The sequence below is a fragment of the Methylobacterium oryzae genome, assembly GCF_021398735.1.
GTDB lineage: Bacteria > Pseudomonadota > Alphaproteobacteria > Rhizobiales > Beijerinckiaceae > Methylobacterium.
The window spans coordinates 2,979,808-3,003,259 of record NZ_CP090349.1; the positions used below are offsets into that span (position 1 = coordinate 2,979,808).

A 23,452-nucleotide genomic window follows, 5' to 3' on the forward strand; every position below is an offset into this window, starting at 1 on the left:
CTTCAGGCCCCCGCCCGCTCGGCGAAGCGCCAGGCCGCTTCGGCGAGCTTCGGCACGCGCGCCGCCATGGCGGCGGCGTGCTCGCTCGCGGCATTGCCGGCCTTGGCGCGGGCCGCCACGCCCTGGAGGATGCCGACCAGCCGGAACAGGTTGTAGGCGAAGTACCAGTCGAGGTCGGGCAGGTTTTCCCGGTTCGCAGCCCGGCAGTAGAGCGCCACCGCCTCGTCCCGGGTGGGGATGCCCAGAGCCGTCAGGTCGAGGCCGCCGAGCCCGCTGCGCCCGTCGGCGGGCAATTCCCACTGCATCAGCAGGTAGCTGAAATCCGCCAGTGGATCGCCGAGGGTCGACAGCTCCCAGTCGAGCACCGCGCTGACGCCGCCGTCGCGGGAGAAGATCAGGTTGTCGAGACGGTAATCGCCGTGGACCACGCAGGCGCCCTGCTGCTCCGGCACCGTCCGGGGCAGCCACGCGATCAGTCGCTCGACATCCTCCAGGCGCCCGTCCTCGGCGGCGCGGTACTGGCGGGTCCAGCGGTCGACCTGCCGGGCGAAGTAGTTGCCGGGCCGGCCGTAATCGGAGAGCTCCGCCGCCTCCGGGTCGATGGCGTGGAGCCGGGCGAGCGTCGCGATCATGCCGGCATAGTGCCGGTGGCGGGCGTGGGGATCGAGGCCGGGCAACGCCCCGTCCCAGTGCACGGCGCCGTCCACCGCCTCCATCACGTAGAAGGCCGCGCCGATGATGTCGGGATCCTCGCACAGCGCGAAGGGGCGCGGCACCGGGAACCCCTCGCCGTAGAGGGCGCCGATCACCCGGAACTCGCGCTCCACCGCGTGGGCCGAGGGCAGGAGCGGGCCGAAGGGCTTGCGCCGCACCACGTAGGCCTGGCCCGGCGTGTCGAGCCGGTAGGTCGGGTTCGACTGGCCACCGCGGAACTGCTGCACGGTGAGCGGTCCGGCGTAGCCGCGCACATGCGCTTCCATCCAGGCGGCGAGCCGCGCCTCGTCGATCCGGTGGCGCGGCTCGATCGGCTTCACGCCGGAGAAGATGTCGGCGTCGCTCATGCGCGCTCCGCCTCGCTTCTGTTGGTGTAGCGCCCGAATTCCAGCCGGGCGATCGACCGGTTGTGGACCTCGTCGGGCCCGTCGGCGAGCCGCAGGGTGCGGATATGGGCGTACATCTTGGCGAGCCCGAAATCCTCCGAGACGCCGGCCCCGCCATGGGCCTGGATGGCGTCGTCGATCACCTTGAGCGCCACCCGCGGCGCCGCGACCTTGATCATGGCGATCTCGAGCTTGGCGCCCTTGTTGCCGACCTTGTCCATCATATCGGCCGCCTTCAGGCAGAGGAGGCGGGTCATCTCGATGTCGATCCGCGCCTCCGCGACCCGCTGCTCCCAGACCGACTGCTCGCTGATCCGCTTGCCGAAGGCGACCCGGGAGACGAGACGGCGCGCCATGGCCTCCAGCGCGACCTCGGCGGCCCCGATGGTGCGCATGCAGTGGTGGATGCGGCCCGGACCCAGGCGCCCCTGAGCGATCTCGAAGCCGCGCCCCTCGCCGAGGATCAGGTTCCCGGCCGGCACGCGGACATTCTCCAGCACCACCTCGCCGTGTCCCTTGGGCGCGTCCTCGTAGCCGAAGACCGGGAGCAGGCGCTCCACCCGGACCCCGGGCGTGTCCATGGGAACGAGGATCTGCGATTGCTGCCGGTGGCGGGGGGCCTCCGGGTCGGTCTTGCCCATCAGGATCGCGATCTTGCAGCGCGGGTCGCCGACGCCGGTCGACCACCATTTGCGGCCGTCGACGACGTAGTGGTCACCGTCGCGGCGGATCGACGTGCTGATGTTGGTGGCGTCCGAGGAGGCGACCTCCGGCTCGGTCATCAGGAAGGCCGAGCGGATCTCACCCGCCATCAGGGGCTTCAGCCACCGGTCCTTCTGGGCCGCGGTGCCGTAGCGGTGCAGCACCTCCATGTTGCCGGTGTCGGGCGCCGCGCAGTTGAACACCTCCGAGGCGATCCCGACCCGGCCCATCTCTTCGGCGCACAGCGCGTAGTCGAGGTTGGTCAGGCCGGCGCCGCGATAGGCGTCGGTGTCGTGCTCGGGGGAGGGCGGCAGGAACAGGTTCCACAGGCCCTCGGCACGGGCCTTCTCCTTCAGCCGCTCCATCGTGGGGGAGGGTTCGCGGCTCTGCGCGCGCTCGGCCGACACCGCGGCGACGGCCGGAAGGATCGCGTCGGCGATGAAGGCGCGGACGCGGGTCAGCCAGTGCGTCTGGGACTGGGAGAGGGTGAAGTCCACGGTGTCCGCTCCCTAGGGTTTCTCTGCCGGGCGAGCGCACCGAGCTTGCGTGCGCGGGCTGCCCGCCTTCCCATTGCCTTCACCCACGGCGCGACGCGCCCCCTCTCCCGTGCGGGAGAGGGTTGGGGTGAGGGACGAGAAGCCACAGGATCGAGCCCGCCCTTGTCGCGCAGTCAGGTCGAGCCCTCTCTGGACAGACCTGATCCCTCACCCTGTCCCTCTCCCGCACGGGAGAGGGGACCCGCGCTCCGACCCGAATCGAACGTGGCGCTCGATCGACCCACATCACGCCGCCGCTCACAGATAGGCCGATCCCATCTCGCTGGCGAAACGCTGCGGCGGTCCCTCCCAGACGATCCGCGCCTGCTCCAGCACGTAGACCCGGTCGGCGTGCGGGAGCGCGAAGGTGACGTTCTGCTCGCCGAGCAGGACCGTGATCGGCGTGGTCTGCCGCAGCTTCTCCAGCGCCTTCGACAGCAGCTCCAGGATCACCGGGGCGAGGCCGAGCGTCGGCTCGTCGAGGATCAGGAGGCGCGGGCGCATCATCAGCGCCCGGGCGATGGTCAGCATCTGCTGCTCGCCGCCCGACAGGGTGCGGGCGCTCTGCGACTCGCGGTCCTTGAGGATCGGGAACAGCTCGTAGAGCCAGTCGCGCTGCCTGGCGCTCTCGGCCTTCGGGAAATGCTGGCCGCCGAGGTCGAGATTCTCGCGCACGCTGAGGTCGCCGAACAGCTCCCGGGTCTCGGGCACCTGGACGATGCCGGCCCGGGCGATGGCGGCGGGCTTCATCCGGGAGAGGTCCCGGCCGTCGAACCGGATCGTGCCCGTGTGCGGCACGAGGCCCGAGATGGCGTTGAACAGCGTGGTCTTGCCGGCGCCGTTCAGGCCGACCACCGAGACGAACTCACCCTCGTGTACGTGGATCGAGGCGGCGCGCAGGGCCTGCGCCTTGCCGTAGAGCACGTCGACGCCCTCGACGGTGAGCAGCGAGTCGGGCTTGAACGCCGCCTCGGGCCGGGCCGCCGTCTCGATGCTGCCGCCGAGATAGACCCGGCGCACGGTCGGGTCGGCCATCACGGACTCGGCAGAGCCCTCGGCGATGCGCTCGCCGAGATACATGGCGAAGACCCGGTCGACGATGGCCGCGACGCTCTTCACGTTGTGGTCGACAAGGAGCACGGCCTTGCCCTCGTCGCGGAAGCCGCGGATCAGCTCGGAGAAGGCCGCGACCTCGCCGCCGGTCAGGCCCGCGAAGGGCTCGTCGACCAGCACCACTCGGGGGTCGCGGGCGATGGCCTTGGCGAGCTCCAGCCGGCGGAGATCCGCGAAGGGCAGGGTGCCGGGGCGCCGGTCAACGACCGCGCCGAGGCCGACGCGCTCGGCGATCTCCCGCGCCCGCCGCGCCACGTGGGGATCGGCCGCCAGCCGGATCAGGCTGTCGGGCAGGAGCGCTAGGCTGATGTTCTCCAGCACGGTCTGCCGCTGCAGCGGCCGCGCGTGCTGGAACACGAGGCCGATCCCGGAGCGGGCGACCCGGTGGGCCGGCATGCCGCCGATCTCCGTGCCGTCGAGGCGGATCGAGCCGGCGCTCGGCCGCTCCAGCCCCATGATCAGCTTCATCACGGTGGACTTGCCCGAGCCGTTGGGGCCGATCAGCCCGAGGATCTCGCCCGGGCGCAGGTCGAGGTCGATGTTCTTGACAGCGACGAGGCCGCCGTAGCGCTTGGTCAGGCCGCGCACGGAGAGGCAGGGCTCGGCCAGGACGGGGGACACGGTCGGCGGGGGCGCGACGGCGACGGTCATCGGGCTCTCCGGAGCGATCCGAGGCCGAGCAGCCCCGAGGGCACGAACAGGATCACGAGGAGCGCCACCGCCGAGACCACGAAGGTCGAGAGGCCGCCGAGCGGCCGCAGCAGCTCGCCCGCCGCGATCAGGAACACGGCACCGAGCGCCGCGCCCACGATGGTGCGGCGGCCGCCGAGCACCGCCGCGATGATCACCTGCACGCCCACCGACGTGTTGATCAGCGTGCCGACCGAGGCGGTGCCCATGTAGAAGACCACCAGCCCGCCCGCGAGGCCCGAGAAGGCGGCGCTGACCGCGAAGGCCGCGAGCTTGTGCTTGGCGACGTTGAAGCCGAGCGCCCCGGTCACCACCGGGTCCTGGCCGGCGGCCTGAAGGATCAGCCCGGCGGGCGAGCGGGCGATGGCCGTGAGGATCAGGCCCGAGACCGCCATGAAGCCCAGCGCCAACCAGTAATTGGTGTCGGCGTCGATGGAGATGACATCCGGCACGGTCAGGCCGATCTCGCCGCCGGTGAGGCCGGAGAAGACCACGATCATGTTCTGCAGGAGCAGGACCGCCACCAGGGTGATCAGCCCGAAATAGGGACCGCGGACCTTCAGCGCCGGCAGCGCCAGGGCGAGGCCGCCGACCACGGCCAGCACGGTCCCGGCCGCGAGGCAGTAGGGGATCGGCAATTCGTAGCGGTTGTTGAGGATGCCGGCGCCGTAGGCCCCGAGGCCGATCAGGAAGGTCGGGCCGAAATTCACCTCGCCGGCGAAGCCGAAGAGCAGGTCCCAGGCCATGGAGAACACGCCGAAATAATAGGCGATGGTCAGGAGGCCGAGGATGTAGCCGGAGACCCACCAGGGCAGGGTGGCGGCGGCCAGGACGGCGAGGATCGCGATCCAGAAGCCGGGGGTGGTGAGGAGCTTCATGGGGTGGCCTCGCACACGGCAGCGATCCGGCTCGTTCGGCGCAGAGGCCTTTCCCACTCACGCCCCTCATCCTGAGGTGCCGCGCCAGCGGCCTCGAAGGAGGCCTCCAGGGATCGCGCGGCCGGCTGGAGGGCCCCTTCGAGGCGGCTTCGCCGCACCTCAGGATGAGGGCGCGGGCTGGACACCCGGGGTGCAAAAAGAACCATCACCGCCGCCCCAGCAGACCTTGCGGGCGCAGGTACATGACGGCGACCAGCAGGAGCAGCGCCGGGATCACCCGGTAGGCCGGCGAGATCAGGTAGGCGGTGGCGGTCTCGAGGTAGCCCACCACGTAGGCGGCGATCAGCGAGCCGGTGACGCTCCCTAAGCCCCCCAGCACCACGATCGAGAAGGCGCTCGCGGTGAGCGGCCCCACCGAGTACGACGACACCCCGAGGAACATCCCGAGCAGCACCCCGGCGGTGCCGGCGAGCAGGCCGTAGATCGCCCAGACCGCCACGTAGATCTTGCCCATGTCGTGGCCGAGCAGCGTGACGCCCCGCGGGTTCATGGAGGCGGCGAGCAGGACCTTGCCGGCCCGCGCCCGGTTCACGAACAGCCAGAGCAGGCCGATCACCACCCAGCAGATCACCGCGGTGAAGACCTGGTTCCTCGGCGTCCGCACCCCGGCGATCTCGAAGACGCCCTCGACGATCGGCAGCACGGTCTTCGGGTTGTCGGTGAAGAAGTAGGCCACCAGCTCCTGGATCATGATGCCCCAGAGCAGCGTCCCGGTGAGCACGAAGATCTCCTTCTCCTCCCGCGGGATGGCCCGGCTGCGCTCGATCGGCGCGACCACCGCGAAGTAGGTGACCAGCGCGCCCGCGAGCCCGCACAGGATGCCGATCACAGCGCCCGCGTAGGAGCCGAGCCCGAACAGCGCCGAGGCCGCCCAGGCCGCCACCGCGGCCATGACCATCAGGGCGCCGTGGGTCAGGTTGAGGACGCCCGAGACCCCGAAGATCAGGGTGAAGCCCATCGCGCCGAGCGCGTAGAGGGACGAGATCGCGAAACCGTCGACGAGGATCTGGAGGCCGATCATCGCGCTCTCCCCGCCCGGTTACCGTCCCGCCGCCTTCACCGCAGGGGGCAGGATCATGGTCCCGTTGGCGGTGGTGGCCGGCCAGATCGCCACCTGCTTGCCGTTCTGCCACTGCCCGAGGACGCTGGTCATCAGGCCGGGCCCGTACTGGATCGAGTGCGTGAACGGCTCGTCCTTGCCGTAGAATTTCAGGCGCCCGACGGTGCCGACGTAGTCGGTCTTCTCCAGGGCGTCGACGAGCTTGTCGGCCTCCGTGGAGCCCGCCCGCTTGACCGCCTCCGCCGCGTAGTGCGTGGCGTCGTACGCCATGTAGCCCGCGTAGGACGGCGCGCCGCCGAAGCGCTTGGTGAAGGCCTCGGCGAACGGGATCGTCTTCTCGGTGAGCGCCACGCCCGGCACCGCCACGCTGTCGAACAGCACGCCCTGCGTGCCGCCGTTGGTGTTGGCCCAGAAGGTCGAGGAGGTCGCCTGGCCGCTGATCCCCGTCATGGCGATCGGCACCTGCTGGTTCTGCCACTGCACGGTCGGCTGCACGCCGACATGGGCGATGCCGGTGACGATCAGGTCGGGCTTGGCCGCCTCGATCTTGTTGTAGATCGGCGTGAAGTCGCCTGTGTCCGGCGAGAAGCGGACGTGCTCGACCACCTTGAGCCCGGATTTCGGCAGGCATTCCTGGTAGGCGGCGTCCAGCGGCCGGGTCCAGGCCGCGTCCTCGCTCATGATCGCGGCGGTCTTGGCCTTGAGCTTCTCGACCAGCACCTCCTTGGCCGAGTCGCACACCGCCTGCGCCAGGGCGTGCGAGGTCAGGTAGCCGTGGAAGGTGTACTTGTTGCGCGCGTAGTCCTTGTGGACCGCGACGCTGATCTCGTTCGAGGCCGCGCCGGGCGTGATCATCGGCGTCTTGAGCCGGGCCGCCCAGGGCATCAGCGCCAGCACGACCTCCGAGATGTAGCTGGCGATGACGAGGTTGACCTTGTCCTCGGAGACCGCCCGCTGGAAGGCGCGGACCGCGTCGGAGGCCGAGGACTTGTCGTCGTAGGTGACGACCTGGATCTGGCGGCCATCGACGCCGCCCTGGGCGTTGATCTCGTCGGCGGCGAGCTGGACCGCCTGCGGGATCGAGGCCCCGGCCACCGACTGCGCCTCGGCGATCACCCCGATCTTGATCGGGTCCGCGGCCCGGACGGGCCCGGCGGCGACCAGCCCCGCGGCGATCAGGGCGGGCAGCGTGCGCCGAATCGGGGCAACCCGGGCGGCGGCGCGCACGGTCTCGGACATCGGCGTTCCCTCATCCCAGTGCCCGAATTTTATATTCGCGGGCTTGGCCCGGACTGTACCCGGGCTCCGACGGATCACAAGGGGCCGGTCGGGACCGGCCGGTGACGTTTGCACCGAGTCGTTTTCCGCCCGGGGTATCGCCGCGCGCCGCCGCATCCTAGGCTCGCCGCGGCCCTGCGAAGCGCGGGCCCGGCGGCCTCGAAGAAGGGCACGGTCCGGTGAGGAACGCACGCTCGGCCGCGGCCGGGGTTCGCCCCGGACCGCGGCCCCGGAGCCTCGGGAAGCGGTCCGCTCCGCGGCCGGCACGGGCAGGGGAACCACAGGCATGACCCTGCGCTGGACGCGGCGGCCCGAGGGCTCGACCTGGGGGGATTTCGGCCCCGACGACGAGCTGGGCCGGCTGAACCTGCTCACCCCCGAGAAGGTGCTGCAGGGGGTCGCCGAGGTGCGCGAAGGGCTGACCTTCTGTCTGAGCCTGCCGCTGGACCTGCCGGGCGGCAACGTCCTGAACCCGCGCCGCCACCCGCCGCAGATCACCCCGACGCGGCGCGCCAACGGCCGGCCGAACATGAACTTCCCGGTCTGCGAGGAGGTCGACGGCGCCACCGACGTGATCTGCGACGACCGCGCGCTGATCCACCTGCAATACTCGACGCAGTGGGACTCGCTAGCCCATGTCGGCTCGCTGTTCGACGCGGACGGGGCGGGCGCCGCGCCGACCTTCTACAACGGGTTCCGCGGCGGCCGCGACATCGTCGGGCCGAGCGCGCCGGAGGCGGCGGATGAGCCGTCCCGGGCGAAGCGCCTCGGGATCGAGCGCCTCGCCGAGACCGGCATGCAGGGCCGGGCCGTGATGATCGACCTGCGCGCCCATCTCGGCGACGCCAGGACACGCGTCGGCTACGACCAGCTCGCCCGGATCCTGGAGGCCGACGGCGTCGTGGTGGAGCCGGGCGACATGGTCTGCCTGCACACGGGCTTCGCCGAGCGGCTGATCGCCATGGGCGGCGCGCCGGACCCGAAGCTCGTCCACACCCTCTGCGCCGGCCTCGACGGGCGCGACCCGCGCCTCCTCGACTGGATCACCCGCACCGGGCTCTGCGCGCTGATCGCCGACAACTACGCGGTGGAGGCCTACCCGGCTGGCCCCGGCCCCGCCTGCTGCGCGACGCTGCCGCTCCACGAGCACTGCCTGTTCAAGCTCGGGGTCAATCTCGGCGAGCTGTGGCACCTGACGCCGCTGGCCGACTGGCTGCGGGCCCGCGGCCGCAGCCGCTTCCTGCTCACCGCCCCGCCGCTGCGCCTGCCCGGCGCCGTCGGCTCGCCGACGACGCCGATCGCCACGGTGTGACGATCGGGAACGGCCCCGCGGCGCGCTCCCGGGGTCGCCCGGATCAGCCGAGGGCGGCGGGTGCGGCGGCGCGCGGCGGGTCGCCGACCGGCTCCGCGGCGTCCTGGGGCGGCCCGGGGCGGAGGACGGCGCGCTCCCGGAAATGCGGGATGGCCGCCTCGAACACGGCCTCGGCGGCCGCCCGGTCGCCGGCCGCCACGGCGTCGCGCAGCCGCGCCACCCAGGCGTCGAGCCGGTCCCGATCGGCGAAGACCGGCCGCGCCGCCATCACCCCGTCGATGCCCGGCAGGGCGATCCGGGGCTCCTCGCGGGCGAACAGGATCTCGTTGAGCCGCTCGCCGGGCCGGGCGCCGGTATAGGCGATCTCGATCTCGGTGCCGGGCTCGAAGCCGGCCAGCCGGATCATCCGCTCGGCGAGGTCGGCGATCCGCACCGGCTGCCCCATCTTGAGCACGTAGACCGCGGCGCGCTCCGCGCCCGCCCGGGCCTCGCCGTCGGCGTGGGAGGCGGCCGTCAGCACGAGGTCGCAGGCCTCGCGCACGGTCATGAAGTAGCGGACCATGTCCGGGTGGGTGACGGTGACCGGGCCGCCCCGGGCGATCTGCGCCTTGAAGACCGGCACGACCGAGCCCACGGAGCCCAGCACGTTGCCGAACCGCACGGCGATCAGCCGGGTCGGGTGGTCCGGCCGCGCCGACTGCGCGGCGTCGAGGGCCTGGGCGACCATCTCGGCGAAGCGCTTCGTGACCCCGAGCTGCGAGACCGGCTCGATCGCCTTGTCGGTGGAGATCATCACGAGCGCCCGCGCGCCCGCCGCCACCGCCGCCTCGGCGACGTTGATCGAGCCGAACACGTTGGTCTTGATGCCCTCCTGCCAGTCCCGCTCCAGGTAGGGCACCTGCTTCAGCGCGGCGGCGTGGAGCACGTAGTCGGGCCGGAACGCCGCGATCACCGCGTGCGTCCGCTCACGGTCGCGGATATCGGCCAGCACCCCCGTCACGGCGGTCTCGGCGGCCAGGATCGCGGGGTGGCTGAGGATGCCGTGGAGCGCCGGCTCGGAGGATTCGAGCACCAGCACGGCGGCGGCCCCGAAGGCCACGGCCCGCAGGCAGATCTCCGAGCCGATCGACCCGCCGCCGCCGGTCACCACGACCCGGCGGCCGGCGAGGAACGCCTCCAGACGCGGCCGGTCGATGGCGACGGTCGGCCGCAGCAGCAGGTCCTCGATCTCCAGCGGCGCCAGTTCCGGACCCTGCACGCCCTCACCGAGGCCGACGACCCGAGCGAGGGGCAGGCCGAGGCGCCGGGCGCGGGCGATCAGGTCGTCCGGCGCCGCCTCCGGCACGAGGGCGCTCGGGGCGGCCACGAGCCGCCGCACCGGCTCGCCGCGGGCGGCGAGGTCGGCGACCACGCGCTCGAGATCCGGGAAGCCGCCGAGCACCGGCACGCCGCGCATGAACTGGCCGCGCTCGTCCGCTCGGGGCGACAGGATGCCCCGCGGCGCGAGCTTCCGCACCGAGCCCGCCTCGATGGCGCGGATCAGCACGTCCATGTCGGCGCCGCGCCCGAGGAGCAGGGTCGGGACGGTGGCGGCCCGCGCGCTCGACTGCCGGGAGCGGGTGTCTTTCAGGTAGCGGAACGCCAGGCGCGTGCCGCCCAGGAAGAAGATCTGCAGCACCCAGTAGAGCAGGATCGCGATCTTGCCGAAGAAGTAGAATCCGTAGAGGTCGGACGAGACCAGCACCCAGTCGATCACCAGGAGCGCCAGGGCCAGGACGCTGGCCGCCCGGACGATGCCGGCGAGGTCCTGCAACGAGGCGAAGCGCCACTTGGTCCGGTAGAGCCGGAAGCGGCCGTAGACGAGGCCGGCGAGGACGAGGAACGGCGGCAGCAGCAGGGGCAGGGCGTGCAGACGCTCGGCCAGCATGCCGCCCTGGAAGCGGAACAGGAAGGTGAGCACCACGGCGGCAGCGGTCGCCGCGAGGTCGTGGGTCACCATCACCGCGGTCTTGTAGAGGCGCTGCTGCATCGGGAGCCGGATGGGATGCCGCGGGGTATCCGCCGCGGCACCGGCCCTGTCAACGCGGCCCGCCCAGGGCCGGAGCCGGGGCCGGAGCCGGGGCCGGAGCCGGGGCCGGAGCCGGAGCCGGGGCCGGAGGCGGCGCCGGCCTCAGCCCAGCGCCCGGGCCGCCGCACCGGCCGCGTCGTCCACCCGGTCGATGTCGGGGGCGTCGATGAGCCGGTAGCGGGCCTGGATCAGCCCGAAGGCCCCGAAGGCGGCGTGGCCGGCCGCCACGAGCCCGAGGAGGATCCAGCCGTAGGGTTGTGCGCGCAGCAGCGCGAAGGCCTCGGCCAGACCCTTGGCATCCGAGGAGCGCTGGTGCCACGCGGCGGCCACGAGGAACCCGCCGATGATCAGGAAGGCGAGGCCCCGCGCCGCGTAGCCGAAGCGGCCGATCGGGCCGGCCCAGCGGTCCCGGGCCCGGGCGTCGAGGGCGAGCCGGTCGGTGACGTCCCCGCGCCACGCCTTGCCGAGGAAGCCGAACCCGCCGCCGACGACCGCGAGGCCGACGAGGGCCACGAGCCAGCGGCCGAAGGGCTTGCTCAGGAGCCACGCGGTGCCGTCATGCACGCCGTCGCCGCCGCTCATGCCCAGGCCGAGGCTGAGCGAGGCCGCGCTGGCGGCGAGCCCGAGATAGAGCCCGGCGCTGATCAGGTGGGCACCGCGCACCGCGAGGCCCTTGGCGGAAGTGCCCCGCCGGTCGGCATCGGTGATGCCCTCGACGAGGCGCCAGAGGGCGAAGCCAGCGAGGCCGAGGGCGATCAGGCCGACGACGGCCGCGCCGAACGGCCCGGCCATGACGGCGCGGAGCGCGTCCTTGCTGTCGCCGGCCTGGCCGCCATGCCCCAGGGCCGCCAGCAGGGCCAGGGCGCCGACCACGATGTAGACCACGCCGCGGGCGCCGTAGCCGAAGCGGGCGATGCGCTCGATCGCGTTGCGGCCGCCGGGAAGGGTCCTCATCGGCGGGACCCGGCTTCGGGGAATCGGGTGTCGGGCACGGGCGGCATCCTGTGGAGCGGGAGCGTTCAACGCCCGGCGGCGCGCACCCGATCCGTTGCCGGCACAACCTCCGTGGCCGCCCTACATGGGCGTCCGGTCGGCGCGGCCGGTGAGCGCCACGTAGAAGCCGAGCCCGTCCTGGGCCGGCAGGGTCTGCAGGCGCTCGATCAGGCCGCGGCGCTTCGCGTCGAGGAGCAGGCGCCCGGCCGGCTGGAACAGGGTCTCGCCGCCGCCCTCCGGGGGCGGATCGAGCCGGATCGCCACGGTCTTGCCCTTGGCGAAGCGGCTGCGCTCCAGCATGTCCTTGAGCGAGGCCTCGGCGGTCGCCCGGTTGGTGCCGCGCAGGTCGAGCACCGACTCGGCGTCGGTCACGCCGAGGGAGCCGCGCAGCTTGGCCGCGTAGAAATCTTCGAAATGGGGCAAGTCGGTGCCTTGATGCTTCGCCGTTCGATCAGGTGGGGTGCGGCCGCTCAGAAGGCGAGACCGCGGTAGAGGTCGCGCACCGGCACGGCGCCGTCGAGCTCCGGCAGCGACACGGTGCCGTCGAGACCGAGGGCCGCGACGCTCCAGTCGTCGCCCGCGCGTCGCCAGACCTCGACCCGCGCCTCGTCGGAATAGACGATCAGCAGGACCGCGAGGCTCGGCACGGTCCGGTAGAAGTCGATCTTCCGACCGCGGTCGAGACTCATGGTCGAGGGCGAGAGCACCTCGGCGACGAGGAGCGGGTCGGCGGCGTAGCCCTCCGGCAGCGGCGGCCCGCACCGCACCACCACGTCGGGGATCGGGGCGAAATCGTCCATCGCGGCGCTGAGGATCGCCAGACCCGGCATGGCGCGGCAGCCTCGCGGCTCCGCCAGGGCGTCGAGGCGTCCCGCCAGGTTCATGACGATTCGCTGATGCCGCTCCCGCGGCGGCGCCATGAGCGCGGGCTCGCCGTCGAGCAGCTCCCAGCGCTCGTGCGCGGGCCGGCCCTCCACCCAGAGCCTGAACTCGGACACATCCATCCGCGCGTCGCGCTTCGCGGCCAGAGCCATCGCCGATCCCCACCTCGGCCGGATCGTAGCACCGGGCCGGCCGCCCGCAACAGGTCCGGCCCGGAAGGCCATCCCCGCGCGGGCGTCACGGCCGATGCCAGGCCGGCCTCCCTCGGGGACTCGGAGGCCGGCACAGGGCGACCGGCACAGGGCGACCGGCGCAGCGACGGACTCAGTCGGCGCCGGGTCCGGCCGCCGCGACGGTGGCGCCGGCCTCCAGGAAGCGCTGCGGATCCACCGGCTCGCCGTCGATGCGGGTCTCGTAGTGGAGATGCGCCCCGGTGGAGCGCCCCGTCGAGCCGACGGCGCCGACCGCGTCGCCCGCGGCCACGCGCTGCCCGGGGCGGACCGCGATGCGGGCGAGGTGGCCGAACCGCGTGGTGACGCCGTGGCCGTGGTCGATCTCGACCATGTTGCCGTAGCCGCCCGCGGCCTCGGCGGCGATCACCCGGCCCGGCGCGGTGGCGCGGGCGGGCTCGCCGTACTCCGCCTTCAGGTCCAGCCCGGTATGGAGGGCGAGGCCGCGGGTGAAGGGGTCGAGGCGCGTGCCGAACGGGCTCGACACGGTCGCGCCTCCCCGGATCGGGCGGGCCAGGGGCAGGGTGGCGGCGAGCCGGCGCAGGCGCTCGCCGTCGTCGAGCGCGCGCCGGGCCAGGGCGAGGCCCTCCGCGAAGCCGGTTCCGTCCAGGGCGCGGCCGTCGAGGGGCACGAACGGTCCGCCCAGCCCGGCGGCCGGCGCGGCCGCGCCGGTGCGGTCGGGATCGAGGCGGTCGGGGTCGAGACCGGTGCGGCCGATCAGCCCGCGCAGCCGCCGCACCGCGTCCCCGGCCCGGGCGGCCAGCCCGGCGAGGCGCTCGCCCTGGGCCGCCTGCAGGCCGTCGAGCCGGGCCTCCAGCCGGATCAGGCCGGTCTCGGCCTCGCGCGCGCCGCGGCGGGGCAGGGGATCGCGGGCGGAGCGCGGCGCCGGAGCCGCACCCTCAGTCGGACGCAGGAAGAGATCGTCGTAGCTCCCACCGGGCGCAGCGCCGGGCCGCCCGGGCAGGGCGCCGGTCGTGGACGGCTCGGGTAGGGCCTGCCGCTCCAGGTCTGCGAGGGCGGCCGTGCGCCGCTCCAGCTCGGCCTGGCGCTCCAGGGCGGCCGCAACCCGGTCGGCCAGACCCGCCTCGCTCCCCGCCCGGTCGCTCCGGTCGCGGTCGAGGCGGTCCTGGAGCTCGCCGATGCGCGCCTCGTAGGCGTCGCGCAGGGCGGCCTGCCTGGCCACGAACCCGGCGAGCACCTCGTCGTGGAACACGATCAGGCAGGAGGCCCCGAGCGCCCAGGCCACCGCCAGGGCGAGGCCGGCGGCGAGCCAGGGAGCTGGCCGGTGCGGCCTGAGACGCGCGGGGAACTTCGGAAGCTGCATCGGGACGGCACCGGAGGAGCCGCCATTCAGGCCTCAGTAGGGTTAAGGATCCGTCGCGCGCCGGGCGTCAGGGGGACGTCAAGGGGACGTCAGGGCAGGGCGCGCGCGGCCGCCAGGACGGCCTCGGCGTGGCCGGGCACCTTCACCTTCGGCCAGATCCTGGCGACGCGCCCTTCCCGGTCGACCAGGACGGTGGTGCGCTCCACGCCCATGTACTTGCGCCCGTACATGCTCTTCTCGACCCAGACGCCGTAGGCCTCGAGCACGGTCTTGTCCTCGTCGGCGGCGAGCGGGAAGGTCAGCCCGTACTTGCCGCAGAACTTGTCGTGGCTCTTCACCGGGTCCGGCGACAGGCCGACGACCTTGGCGTCCGCTTCCGCGAAGGCCGGCAGCAGGCCGTTGAAGTCCTGCGCCTCCAGCGTGCATCCGCTCGTGTCGTCCTTCGGGTAGAAGTAGAGCACGACTTTGTGACCGCGGAGCGCGGACAGTCCGACACGCCCTCCGCCCGAGGCGGGAAGGTCGAAATCGGGGGCGGGATCCCCCTCTGACAGCGGCATCGTGCCTTCCTTTCGGCCGATTGATGATGTGCAACCGATCTCGTGCGCGGGCTCGAGCGATGGCACCGCGCACGTCCGAGCCAAGCCCGGAGTCGCGGCCGCTGTAAAGCGCGGGTGCGCTTCGATCCACCGGCCGCGGAGCCCGAGGGCGCCGCGCGCAGAGACCCCGGAACAAAGGTCCCGATGGCGGACGAGACAACGCCGGCATGCAGGCCTCGGGGGAAGGCGCGACGCGTCGGCGGCGTCTGCCTCGTGAGCGCCCTCGCGCTGGTGCTGCTCGTCGGCGCCGGTGTCGGCCTCGTGGCCCTGCGCCTGTCGAACGGGCCGCTCCAGATCGACGGCCTGTCGCGCCGCGTCGCCGCCGCCGTGGCCGAGAGGATCGGGCCCGGCTGGAGCATCGGGCTGCGCGGCAGCAGCCTCGAGCTCGACCGCGAGAACGCGCTCAGCCTGCGCTTCTCCGGCCTCGACATTCGCAACCCGCAGGGCGACCTCGTGGTGCGCGCCCCCCTGGCGCTCGTCAGCCTCGACCCCTGGGGGCTCCTGCGGCTCAACCTGCAGCCGCGCTCGATCGAGTTCCGCGAGACGCAGACCACCGCGCTGCTGCACCGGGACGGCTCCATCGCCTTCGCGGCCTCGGAGGCCAACCACCCGGTCGACGTCGCGCCGCACACGCCGCCGAGCGTGGACGGGGTGCGCGGCACCGTCTCGCCGCTCTCGGCCGCGATCGCGTCGATCTTCGGGGTCGTCCTCGATCCGGGCGGCGTGGTCGGCGCCCTCGACCGCGCGCGCGTCACCGACGCGCGGCTGCGGCTGATCGACGAGGACGGCCGCGAGCGCGCGGTCTTCGCGCGGGTCAACGGCCTGTTCGGGCGCGACCCGGTCAACGGCACCCGGAACTTCGAATTGCGGCTCGACGGGCCGCACGGCGAGTGGCGCTTCGGCGGCACGCTGCGCGACGGCGCGGACGGGCAGGAGCGCTCGGGCGTCATCACCCTCGACGACCTGCCGGTCACGGATCTCCTGTTGCTCTCGGGCCAGTCCGGCCTGCCGCTGACCACGGACCTGAAGGTCTCGGCCCGCGCCGACGTGAGCCTGACGGCCGGCCGCATCCGGACCATGAACGCCAAGCTCCACACCGGCGACGGCACGTTCCTGATCGAGGAGAAGGACTTCAACCCGGTCACGGTCGAGAGCCTCGACGCCTCCCTGGACTGGGACGAGGCCAACCGCGTGATGTCGCTGACCGGCCTGGACTATCGCGGGGCCGGCAACGCCGTGCACCTCGCGGGGACGTGGACGGGCAGCCCCGCGGGGGCGAGCACGAGCTGGACCGCGACGCTGGCGAGCCGCGACGCCACCTTACGCGGGGCGACCCCGCAGGACGCGCCGGTGAAGATCGACGCCCTGGACGCGCAGCTCTCCGGCCGCGACGGCGGGATCTCCATCGACGCGCTGACCCTGTCGGGGCCCGGCGTGAAGGGCGCCATCACCGGGACGATCGGCACGAGCGCCGACGACGGCGGCCTGACCCTGCACCTCGCCGGCCACGACGGCGAGGTCCGTACCGGGCTGCGGCTCTGGCCGGAGCACATCGCGCCGCCGGCCCGCACCTACCTGGTGGACCAGCTCCAGCGCGGCCGGGTCGATTCCGTCGACATCAAGGTGAAGATGTCCGGGGCGGTCCTGGCGGCCGCCACCCGGGGCGACCCCGCCCCGGACGACGCGGTCCACATCGACTTCCACGTCTCGGACGCTGCCATCGACGTCACCGCCGATTCCCCGCCGGTGACCAAGGGCAACGTCGTCGGCGTGATCACCGGGCGCTCGACCACGGTGCGCAACGTGACCGCCGAGGTCCACGGGCCGGACGGGCGCGGGCTCGCCATCTCGGACGGCAGCTTCGTCATCCCGCAGATCACCCCGGACCGGGTCGTGGCCCAGATCGGGATGCGGCTCTCCGGCGGCGCCGACGGCATGGCCTCCGTGCTCCAGGCCAAGCTGTTCAAGAGCGTGATGAGCGTCGACCTCGACCCCGCCACGATCAAGGGCAGCGCCGACCTGCGCGTCGACTTCCCCCTCGACCTCAAGCACATCCCCGACCTGCCGGACCTGCCGGTGACGCTGACCGGCTCGCTGGCCGACCTCGCGGTCGACAAGGTGATGGGCCGGGACCGGCTCGAGTCGGGCCGGTTCAACCTCGTCTACGACCGGGGCGCCTTCACGCTGAAGGGCGACGGCCGGGTCGCGGGCGCGCCCATGTCGGTCGACCTGCGCCAGCCGAAGGTCGGGCAGCCCGGCGAGGCGGTGGTCAACGTGTCGCTCGACGAGGCGGTCCGCGGCCGCAAGGGCCTGCCGACCGCGCCGCAGCTCACCGGGACGATCCCGGTCCGCGCGGTGGTGCAGATCGGCCGGCCGGGATCCGGCAAGCCGCCGATCCGGGTCGAGGCGGATCTGGCGAAGGCCGGGATCGACGGGCTGATCCCGGGGCTGACCAAGCCGCCGGGCAAGCCCGGGCGGCTGACCTTCACCCTCGTCGACAGCGGCCAGACCTTCGACCTGCGCGACTTCGCCCTCGACGCGGCCCCGGCGAGCGCGCGCGGCACCGTCTCGATCACCCAGGAGGGCGGCCTGGAGCGGGCGGACCTGACCAGCGTCAAGCTCTCCCCCGGCGACGACCTGCGCGTGAGCCTCGACCGGACCGGCGGCGGCTACAAGGTCGTGGTCCGGGGCGCGGTGGCCGACGCCCGGCCGTTCCTGAAATCGCTGGGCGCCCCCGACCCGAAGGGAGGCCGAGAGGCGCGGGACGCGAATCCGAAGGATATCGACGCCGACATCCAGGTGCCCATCGTCACCGGCTTCAACGAGGAGGCGCTGACCGGCGCCAACCTGAAGCTCTCCCTGCACGGGAAGACCCTGCGGGCCGCCAACATCACCGGGCGCTTCCGCGCGGCCCCCTTCGCCGCCACGGTGACCCGCGGCGAGCGCGGCGTGCCGACCCTGTCGGTGGAATCGGCCGATGCCGGCGCGACGCTGCGGTTCGTCGACGTGTACCGGCGGATGTATGGCGGCCGGCTCACGGCCGGGATCGGCCTCAACGACGGCCCGCAATCCGGCGTCGTGCAGATCCGCGACTTCATCCTGCGCAACGAGCCCGCGCTGTCGAGCATCATGGCGCAGGGCCCGGAGCCGTCCGACGCGGAGACGGCCCGCGGCCGACGGGTCGCCCCGGGCCGGGGCGCGGGCGACGTCACCTTCGACCGCATGCGCGCCAATTTCGTGCGCACCGGCACCCGCGTCGACTTCACCGACGCGGCGATCTCGAACGCCGCCATGGGTTTCACCCTGTCGGGCTGGCTCGATACCGGCCGCGAGCGCACCGACATGACCGGCACCTTCGTGCCGCTCTACGGCCTGAACAACGTGGCCTCGCAGCTGCCGCTGCTCGGGCCGCTGCTGGGCGGCGGCCACAACGAGGGCCTGTTCGCGGTCAATTTCCGCGTCTCCGGCAAGCTCGCCTCGCCGGACGTGAGCGTGAACCCGCTCTCGGCGATCGCCCCGGGCTTCCTGCGCAAGCTGTTCAGCGCCGGCGGCGGCCCCTTCGCGGACGGGATGCCGGGCGTCCCGCAGCAATAGGGCGGGCGGCCCGGAAGAGCCGCCCGCCCCTGTCTCACGCGCGGATGAAATCCGCGATCACGGCCGGAGCCGCGGTGTCGAAGCCGACCACGTCGAGCATGCCGGGATCCTCCGGGTCGGCGATGCTGAAGCCGTTGGAGACCAGCCCAACGACCACCAGCTTCGCCGGGATCCCGGTCTTCTCCCGGTACGCCCGCAGCGCCTGGACCGGGTGGACCGGCCCCGCCCAGGTCTCCGAGTCCGTGTAGACCACGAACGCGTCGGCCTTGACGCCCCGCTCCAGCGCCCAGCGCATCGGCAGGGAGCAGTCGGTGGCGCCGAACGGCAGGTCGGCGGTCGCCCGCACCGCCTGATCGAGCCGCGTCGACGGCCCGATCGGCAGCGGCGTCATCGCGGCCCCCTGGCTCCAGGCCCGGCCGGCCTCGGCGGTGAAGCCCAGCACCTGCCAGTGCTCCTCGGTCGCCGCGGTGACGAGCGCCATCGCGGCGGCCGCCTCCCGGGCCGTGAGCGTCGAGCCCGCGACCGTGCTGGCGCCCATCGAGCCCGAGACGTCCAGCGCCAGCACGAGGCGCCGGCCCGTGGGCTCGACCGCGCCGAACGCCGTGTAGAACGCGGCGTTCGGCGCCTCGACGATCGCCGCCACCGGCTCCCAGGCGAGCTTGCCCCGCTGACCGTGCCCGGAGGCGTAGGTCTTGAGGGCCAGCAGCAGCGCCATCGGGTGCAGGCGCGCCCGGAGGATCCGCTCCCGGTCCGACAGGACCGCCCGGACGTGCTCGGTGCCCTCCGAGAAGGGCGCGAGCACCCCCGCGGCCGTCAGGCGGCCGAGCTGGCGCACGAGGGCGCCGACCGGCATCCGCTCGATCAGGGCCTCGTTCACCGCGCGGCTGCCCATCAGCCCGGTCGGCAGCGCCTCCCACGGCAGGCCGTGCGAGCGCACCAGGGCGGCGGCCACCGCCCCGTCGAGGCCCTCCGCCTGCACCCGCGCGAAGGCGTGGACGAGCCCGGGGGCGGCCTCGGTCACGGTGCCGCGGCAGATCCAGTCGAACAGCGCCTTCCGGGCGGGCTCCTCCGTCTCCGGATGGGCCAGCCGCAGGAGGTCGCGGTGCGACCAGCCCTGGCGGGTCCGGTACTTCACCGCCTGGAAGGCCAGGGCCTCCACGGGCTTGGCGCAGTACCAGTCACCGACCGCCCGGCGCAGGCCCCGGCCCCAGCCGCGCATCGCCTCGACGGAGGCGGCGAACTGGAACAGGTGCGTGCCGGTGCGGCAGACCCGCGGCAGGGCCGCGAGCGCCGCGCGCCGGGTCGCGAGGTCCGCCGACGCGGCGGCCAGCGCCAGGGCGAAGATCGCCGGATCCGGCTTCGGAGCCCGGCCGCCCTCGCTCACCGCCACGATGGCGGCGACCGCGCGGGCGCCGTCCTGCGCGATGCACCGCTGCACCGCCGCCGCGTTCTCGGCGGTCAGGGCGCGCGGGCTCGCGTAGTACGAGCCGCCCTCGGAGCCGAGCACCAGGAAGCGGTCGAGCCGCGCCCAGTCGCCGACCGCGAAGGCGTGGCCTCCGGCGGCGTTCGGCACCGTGCCGGGGATCGGCTCCGTCTGCGGGGTGGCGCGGAGCCGGAACATCTGTGCGAGCTTCGTCATGGCGGGCTCCTCTCGGTCTCTCCTCTCTCCATCGCGGCCGATCGCCGGCCGGTGGCGCGTCCCGGCGCGCGCGGTCGGGCGGGGACGCGGCCGCGGCGCGTCGTCCACCGCCGCTCGCGCGCGGCCGGTCTCTCGTATGGTCGGTGGCGGGGTTCCGTCCGGCCGGGCGCGGGCGTGGCGGCGACGAGGGGCTTATCCGATGCTCTGCTTGAGCTACGGGCCTGACGACCCGGCGGGACTCGCACCCGCACCCCTCGGATCCCGATAACCTTCGTCTTCCGGCCCGCGTCCGGGCGATGCGGGCGTGGGGTGAGGAACGGTGTCCGGGCGCTCTATCCGGTCTGAGCTACGGGCCTCGCGGCCCGGCGGGATTCGAACCCGCGACCTCCCTTCGGTGAAGATAACCGTTCCTCTCCGGCCCGCATTGTCGGCCGGGATCCGCGCACGGTCGGCGCCCCGGTCGTCTCGCGGGGCCCTGCGGTCGTGGTGTCGGAGACGGGCATGAGCTCCGGCGACCTCGCGGCCCCCGACGGGGATCGAACCCGCAACCTCCGCGGGACAAGCCCGCGGCGCTCTACCGATGATAACCGTCCCCTGCCGGCCCGCAGGGTCCTCGAGACGCGCTCAGCCTCTCGGGCCGAGAGCCCCGCGATACGACCGTAACGGTCGCATCAGCCCGGAACGGGCGAACGCCGCGACGTCGATGCCGTCGTGCTGTTTCATGCCATGCTCCGTCCGAACGGGGCTTCGGGTGACGCGGGCGTGTCGATGAGGCTCGGGGGGATCCGTGACAGGGATAACCGAGCGTCTCCGGCCCGCGCCGGTGAACTGCGATGGGCTGCCAGCGGCGACCGTTGCGAAGGGAACCGGACTCGTCCGCCGCGGCGCGCGGGCCGCGGATACGAGGAGCGTGCGGTCACTTCAGATCACCGGCCCGGCAGGCCGATGGCGCGGTGGATACGGTCGCGCTCGGCCTGCGTCAACCGAAAACTTGAAAATTCTTTCAGTTCGGGCGATCTCCGGCCCATGATCACTGCCGCTCAGATCCGCGCCGGCCGCGGACTTCTCAAGTGGACGCAAGGGGTTCTCGCGAGCCGCGCCGCGGTCTCCGTCGTCACCCTGAACATGATCGAGAGCGAGCAGGTCCAGCCCCGCAGCCGGACCCTCGCGGCGATCCGCACGGTCCTCGAAGGGGCGGGCATCCGCTTCGTCGGCGACGCGCAGGAGGGCTACGGGGCGATCCTGCGCCCCGCCCCCGCGACCGGGTCCGGAGACGCACCGGCACAGAAAAGCCCGGCACGGCGGACCGCACCGGGCTGAAGCCGAACCGGCCTGCGCGGGTGCGCTATTTCTCGACGAAGGCCTTCTCGATGACGTAGTGGGCGGCCTCGCCGTGGTTGCCCTCCTCGTAGCCGCGGGACGTCAGGAGCTCGCGGGTGTCGCGGATCATGTCGGGGCTGCCGCAGAGCATGAAGCGGTCGTTCTCGATCGCCATCGGCGGCAGGCCGATATCCTCGAACAGCTTGCCCGAGACCATCAGGTCGGTGATCCGGCCGCGGTTGCGGAACGGCTCGCGGGTCACGGTCGGGTAGTAGACCAGCTGGTTCGAGATCATCTCGCCCAGGAACTCGTGGCGCGGCAGCGTCTCGGTGATGGTCTCGCCGTAGGCGAGTTCCTGCACCTGCCGGCAGCCGTGGACCAGCACGACCTTCTCGAACCGGTCGTAGGCCTCGGGATCCTTGATGATCGACAGGAACGGCGCCAGGCCGGTGCCGGTGCCCAGCAGGTACAGGTTGCGGCCCGGCAGCAGGTTGTCGAGCACCAGCGTGCCGGTCGGCTTCTTGCCGACGATGATCGGGTCGCCGACCTTCAGGTGCTGCAGCTTCGAGGTCAGCGGGCCGTCCTGGACCTTGATCGAGAAGAACTCCAGCTCCTCCTCGTAGTTGGCCGAGACCACCGAGTAGGCGCGCAGCAGCGGCCGGCCCTCGACCTCCAGGCCGATCATGGTGAACTCGCCGTTGCGGAACCGGAACGCCGGATCCCGCGTCGTGCGGAACGAGAACAGGTTGTCGGTCCAGTGGTGGACCGACAGAACGCGCTCCTCGTAGAACTTGCTCATCGACGGATCAGTCCTCGAATCCTCTGACGCTCGGCACACGGCCCCGACGATTCGGGGCCCGTGGTGCGGGGGATCCCCGCCGCCCCGCTCGGGCGGGGGTGGATCCTCGGCAGGGAACCCGCCCGGATCCGGTTGCAAACACACGCGCGCCGCTTCTTTCGCAGTTGCAGCACGTCCGTCAAGGCGTGCCGGGATCACACTGGCGAAAGAAGTGAACGGCCTGGAATCGTTCGAAGATTTAGCGTCTTCGCGGACGCTCCGCAGCGCCGTTCCGGACATGGGAGGGTTGCCGCAGAGCGGGCCCCGCGCGCCGCCCTCAGAGGGGGGCGGCGGGCCGGAGCGGCGCGAGCCCGGCCTCGATCTCGGCCCGGCGCGGCTCCAGAAACGGCGGCAGGGCCAGGCGCTCGCCCAGGGTCTCCAGGGGCTCGTCCGCGGTGAAACCCGGCCCGTCGGTGGCGATCTCGAACAGGATGCCGTTGGGCTCGCGGAAATAGAGGCTGCGGAAGTAGTAGCGGTCCACCGGCCCGCTGCTCGGCACCCGCGCCGCCCGGAGCCTGTCGGCCCAGGCCTCGTAATCCCCGTCCGGGATGCGGAAGGCGACGTGGTGGACCGCGCCCGCGCCCTGGCGGGCCGGCGCGGACCGGTCGGCCAGGAGCTGGAGCTCGGCGGCCGGGCCGCCGGGTCCCATCGCGTAGACCTCCACCGGGCCGTCGCCCGTCTCGAAGGCGCGGTCCCGGCGCAGGCCGAGCACCTCGGTCAGCACGGCGGCGGTGCGGGCCGGGTCCGGCACCGACAGCCGGATCGGGCCGAGGCCGCGGATCTGGTAGGCGGCCGGCACGGGCGAGCCGTCCCAGGGATGCTCCGGCCCGGTCCCGCCATCGTCCACCAGGGCGAGGCGCTGGCCCTCCGGATCCTCGAAATCGAGGGTGAGGCGCCCGTCGCGCGCGGCGGGCTCGGCCTCGACGATCCCGGCCTCGCGCAGGCGCGCGTGCCACCACGCGACCGCGCCCTCGCCCGGGACGCGCAGGTGCGTGCGGGTGATGCTGCCGGAGCCCCGCCGCTCCCGGGGCGCCGGCCAGTCGAAGAAGGTGATGTCGGTGCCGGGGCTCGCCAGCCCGTCGGCGTAGAACAGGTGGTAGGCCGAGACATCGTCCTGGTTCACCGTCTTCTTCACGAGCCGCAGGCCGAGCGTGCCCGTGTAGAAGGCGACGTTCTCCGCCGCGCGGGCGGTCACCGCGGTGAGGTGGTGGATGCCGGTGAGCTGCATGTCGGTCCTGG

18 protein-coding genes and 2 tRNA genes are annotated in these 23,452 nt (G+C 73.0%); 3 read left to right on the forward strand and 17 right to left on the reverse strand.

Annotated features, from left to right (window positions below; translation table 11 throughout):
- Positions 1 to 2: 2 nt before the first annotated feature.
- The 6 genes from LXM90_RS14330 to LXM90_RS14355 all read right to left on the reverse strand — a co-directional run bounded on the left by LXM90_RS14330 (position 3) and on the right by LXM90_RS14355 (position 7,378).
- Positions 3 to 1,061 carry a phosphotransferase family protein gene (locus tag LXM90_RS14330; protein ID WP_234082915.1) on the reverse strand — a complete coding sequence of 353 codons (1,059 nt, stop codon included), beginning with the start codon at positions 1,059 to 1,061 and terminating at the stop codon, positions 3 to 5.
- Positions 1,058 to 2,299, reverse strand: coding sequence for an acyl-CoA dehydrogenase family protein (locus LXM90_RS14335; RefSeq protein WP_234082916.1), 1,242 nt, complete (start codon positions 2,297 to 2,299; stop codon positions 1,058 to 1,060). The genes LXM90_RS14330 and LXM90_RS14335 overlap by 4 nt, the downstream gene beginning before the upstream one ends.
- Positions 2,300 to 2,596: 297 nt before the next feature.
- Positions 2,597 to 4,102: an ATP-binding cassette domain-containing protein gene (locus tag LXM90_RS14340; RefSeq protein ID WP_103985872.1), complete on the reverse strand. Its 1,506-nt coding sequence runs from the start codon at positions 4,100 to 4,102 to the stop codon at positions 2,597 to 2,599.
- Positions 4,099 to 5,019: a branched-chain amino acid ABC transporter permease gene (locus LXM90_RS14345; RefSeq protein ID WP_020095280.1), complete on the reverse strand. Its 921-nt coding sequence runs from the start codon at positions 5,017 to 5,019 to the stop codon at positions 4,099 to 4,101. Before LXM90_RS14345 ends, LXM90_RS14340 begins: the two co-directional genes overlap by 4 nt.
- 205 nt (positions 5,020 to 5,224) lie before the next feature.
- Positions 5,225 to 6,100 (reverse strand): branched-chain amino acid ABC transporter permease, encoded by an 876-nt coding sequence (locus LXM90_RS14350; RefSeq protein ID WP_020095281.1) that lies wholly within the window; start codon positions 6,098 to 6,100, stop codon positions 5,225 to 5,227.
- Between the two features lie 18 nt (positions 6,101 to 6,118).
- Entirely contained in the window at positions 6,119 to 7,378 is a 1,260-nt protein-coding gene (locus LXM90_RS14355) for an ABC transporter substrate-binding protein (protein ID WP_042674494.1), read from the reverse strand.
- 325 nt (positions 7,379 to 7,703) lie between these two features.
- Between LXM90_RS14355 and LXM90_RS14360 the strand changes: the two genes are divergently transcribed.
- On the forward strand, positions 7,704 to 8,729 hold the full coding sequence (locus LXM90_RS14360) for a cyclase family protein (protein WP_042674492.1): 1,026 nt from the start codon (positions 7,704 to 7,706) through the stop codon (positions 8,727 to 8,729).
- A gap of 43 nt (positions 8,730 to 8,772) precedes the next feature.
- On the opposite strand, the gene LXM90_RS14365 is transcribed toward LXM90_RS14360, so the two are convergent.
- From LXM90_RS14365 to LXM90_RS14390, 6 genes are all read right to left on the reverse strand, one after another.
- Positions 8,773 to 10,758, reverse strand: a complete 1,986-nt coding sequence (locus LXM90_RS14365) for an SDR family NAD(P)-dependent oxidoreductase (RefSeq protein WP_020096436.1) — start codon at positions 10,756 to 10,758, stop codon at positions 8,773 to 8,775.
- Between the two features lie 141 nt (positions 10,759 to 10,899).
- Complete coding sequence (locus LXM90_RS14370; protein ID WP_103985871.1) at positions 10,900 to 11,751, reverse strand: DUF1206 domain-containing protein; 852 nt, start codon at positions 11,749 to 11,751, stop codon at positions 10,900 to 10,902.
- A gap of 120 nt (positions 11,752 to 11,871) precedes the next feature.
- Positions 11,872 to 12,213 carry a hypothetical protein gene (locus tag LXM90_RS14375; RefSeq protein ID WP_020096438.1) on the reverse strand — a complete coding sequence of 114 codons (342 nt, stop codon included), beginning with the start codon at positions 12,211 to 12,213 and terminating at the stop codon, positions 11,872 to 11,874.
- Between the two features lie 47 nt (positions 12,214 to 12,260).
- Positions 12,261 to 12,824 (reverse strand): Uma2 family endonuclease, encoded by a 564-nt coding sequence (locus LXM90_RS14380; RefSeq protein ID WP_103985870.1) that lies wholly within the window; start codon positions 12,822 to 12,824, stop codon positions 12,261 to 12,263.
- A gap of 172 nt (positions 12,825 to 12,996) precedes the next feature.
- Positions 12,997 to 14,226: a M23 family metallopeptidase gene (locus LXM90_RS14385; RefSeq protein ID WP_042674489.1), complete on the reverse strand. Its 1,230-nt coding sequence runs from the start codon at positions 14,224 to 14,226 to the stop codon at positions 12,997 to 12,999.
- 89 nt (positions 14,227 to 14,315) lie between these two features.
- Complete coding sequence (locus LXM90_RS14390) at positions 14,316 to 14,783, reverse strand: peroxiredoxin (RefSeq protein ID WP_012318789.1); 468 nt, start codon at positions 14,781 to 14,783, stop codon at positions 14,316 to 14,318.
- A 183-nt stretch (positions 14,784 to 14,966) separates the two neighbouring features.
- Between LXM90_RS14390 and LXM90_RS14395 the strand changes: the two genes are divergently transcribed.
- Entirely contained in the window at positions 14,967 to 18,416 is a 3,450-nt protein-coding gene (locus LXM90_RS14395) for a DUF3971 domain-containing protein (protein WP_419149835.1), read from the forward strand.
- A 34-nt stretch (positions 18,417 to 18,450) separates the two neighbouring features.
- Here LXM90_RS14395 and LXM90_RS14400 read toward each other — a convergent pair whose 3' ends face one another.
- From LXM90_RS14400 to LXM90_RS14410, 3 genes are all read right to left on the reverse strand, one after another.
- Complete coding sequence (locus tag LXM90_RS14400; protein ID WP_234080745.1) at positions 18,451 to 20,055, reverse strand: TROVE domain-containing protein; 1,605 nt, start codon at positions 20,053 to 20,055, stop codon at positions 18,451 to 18,453.
- Between the two features lie 224 nt (positions 20,056 to 20,279).
- Positions 20,280 to 20,411 (reverse strand) — tRNA-OTHER (locus tag LXM90_RS14405).
- Positions 20,412 to 20,478, reverse strand: a tRNA-OTHER gene (locus tag LXM90_RS14410).
- A 603-nt stretch (positions 20,479 to 21,081) separates the two neighbouring features.
- On the opposite strand from LXM90_RS14410, the gene LXM90_RS14415 reads away from it, so the two are divergent.
- Complete coding sequence (locus tag LXM90_RS14415; protein WP_020096444.1) at positions 21,082 to 21,375, forward strand: helix-turn-helix domain-containing protein; 294 nt, start codon at positions 21,082 to 21,084, stop codon at positions 21,373 to 21,375.
- A 25-nt stretch (positions 21,376 to 21,400) separates the two neighbouring features.
- On the opposite strand, the gene LXM90_RS14420 is transcribed toward LXM90_RS14415, so the two are convergent.
- Positions 21,401 to 22,174 carry a ferredoxin--NADP reductase gene (locus LXM90_RS14420; protein WP_042670077.1) on the reverse strand — a complete coding sequence of 258 codons (774 nt, stop codon included), beginning with the start codon at positions 22,172 to 22,174 and terminating at the stop codon, positions 21,401 to 21,403.
- Positions 22,175 to 22,490: 316 nt separating this feature from the next.
- Complete coding sequence (locus LXM90_RS14425; protein ID WP_020093172.1) at positions 22,491 to 23,441, reverse strand: ring-cleaving dioxygenase; 951 nt, start codon at positions 23,439 to 23,441, stop codon at positions 22,491 to 22,493.
- Positions 23,442 to 23,452: the final 11 nt, after the last annotated feature.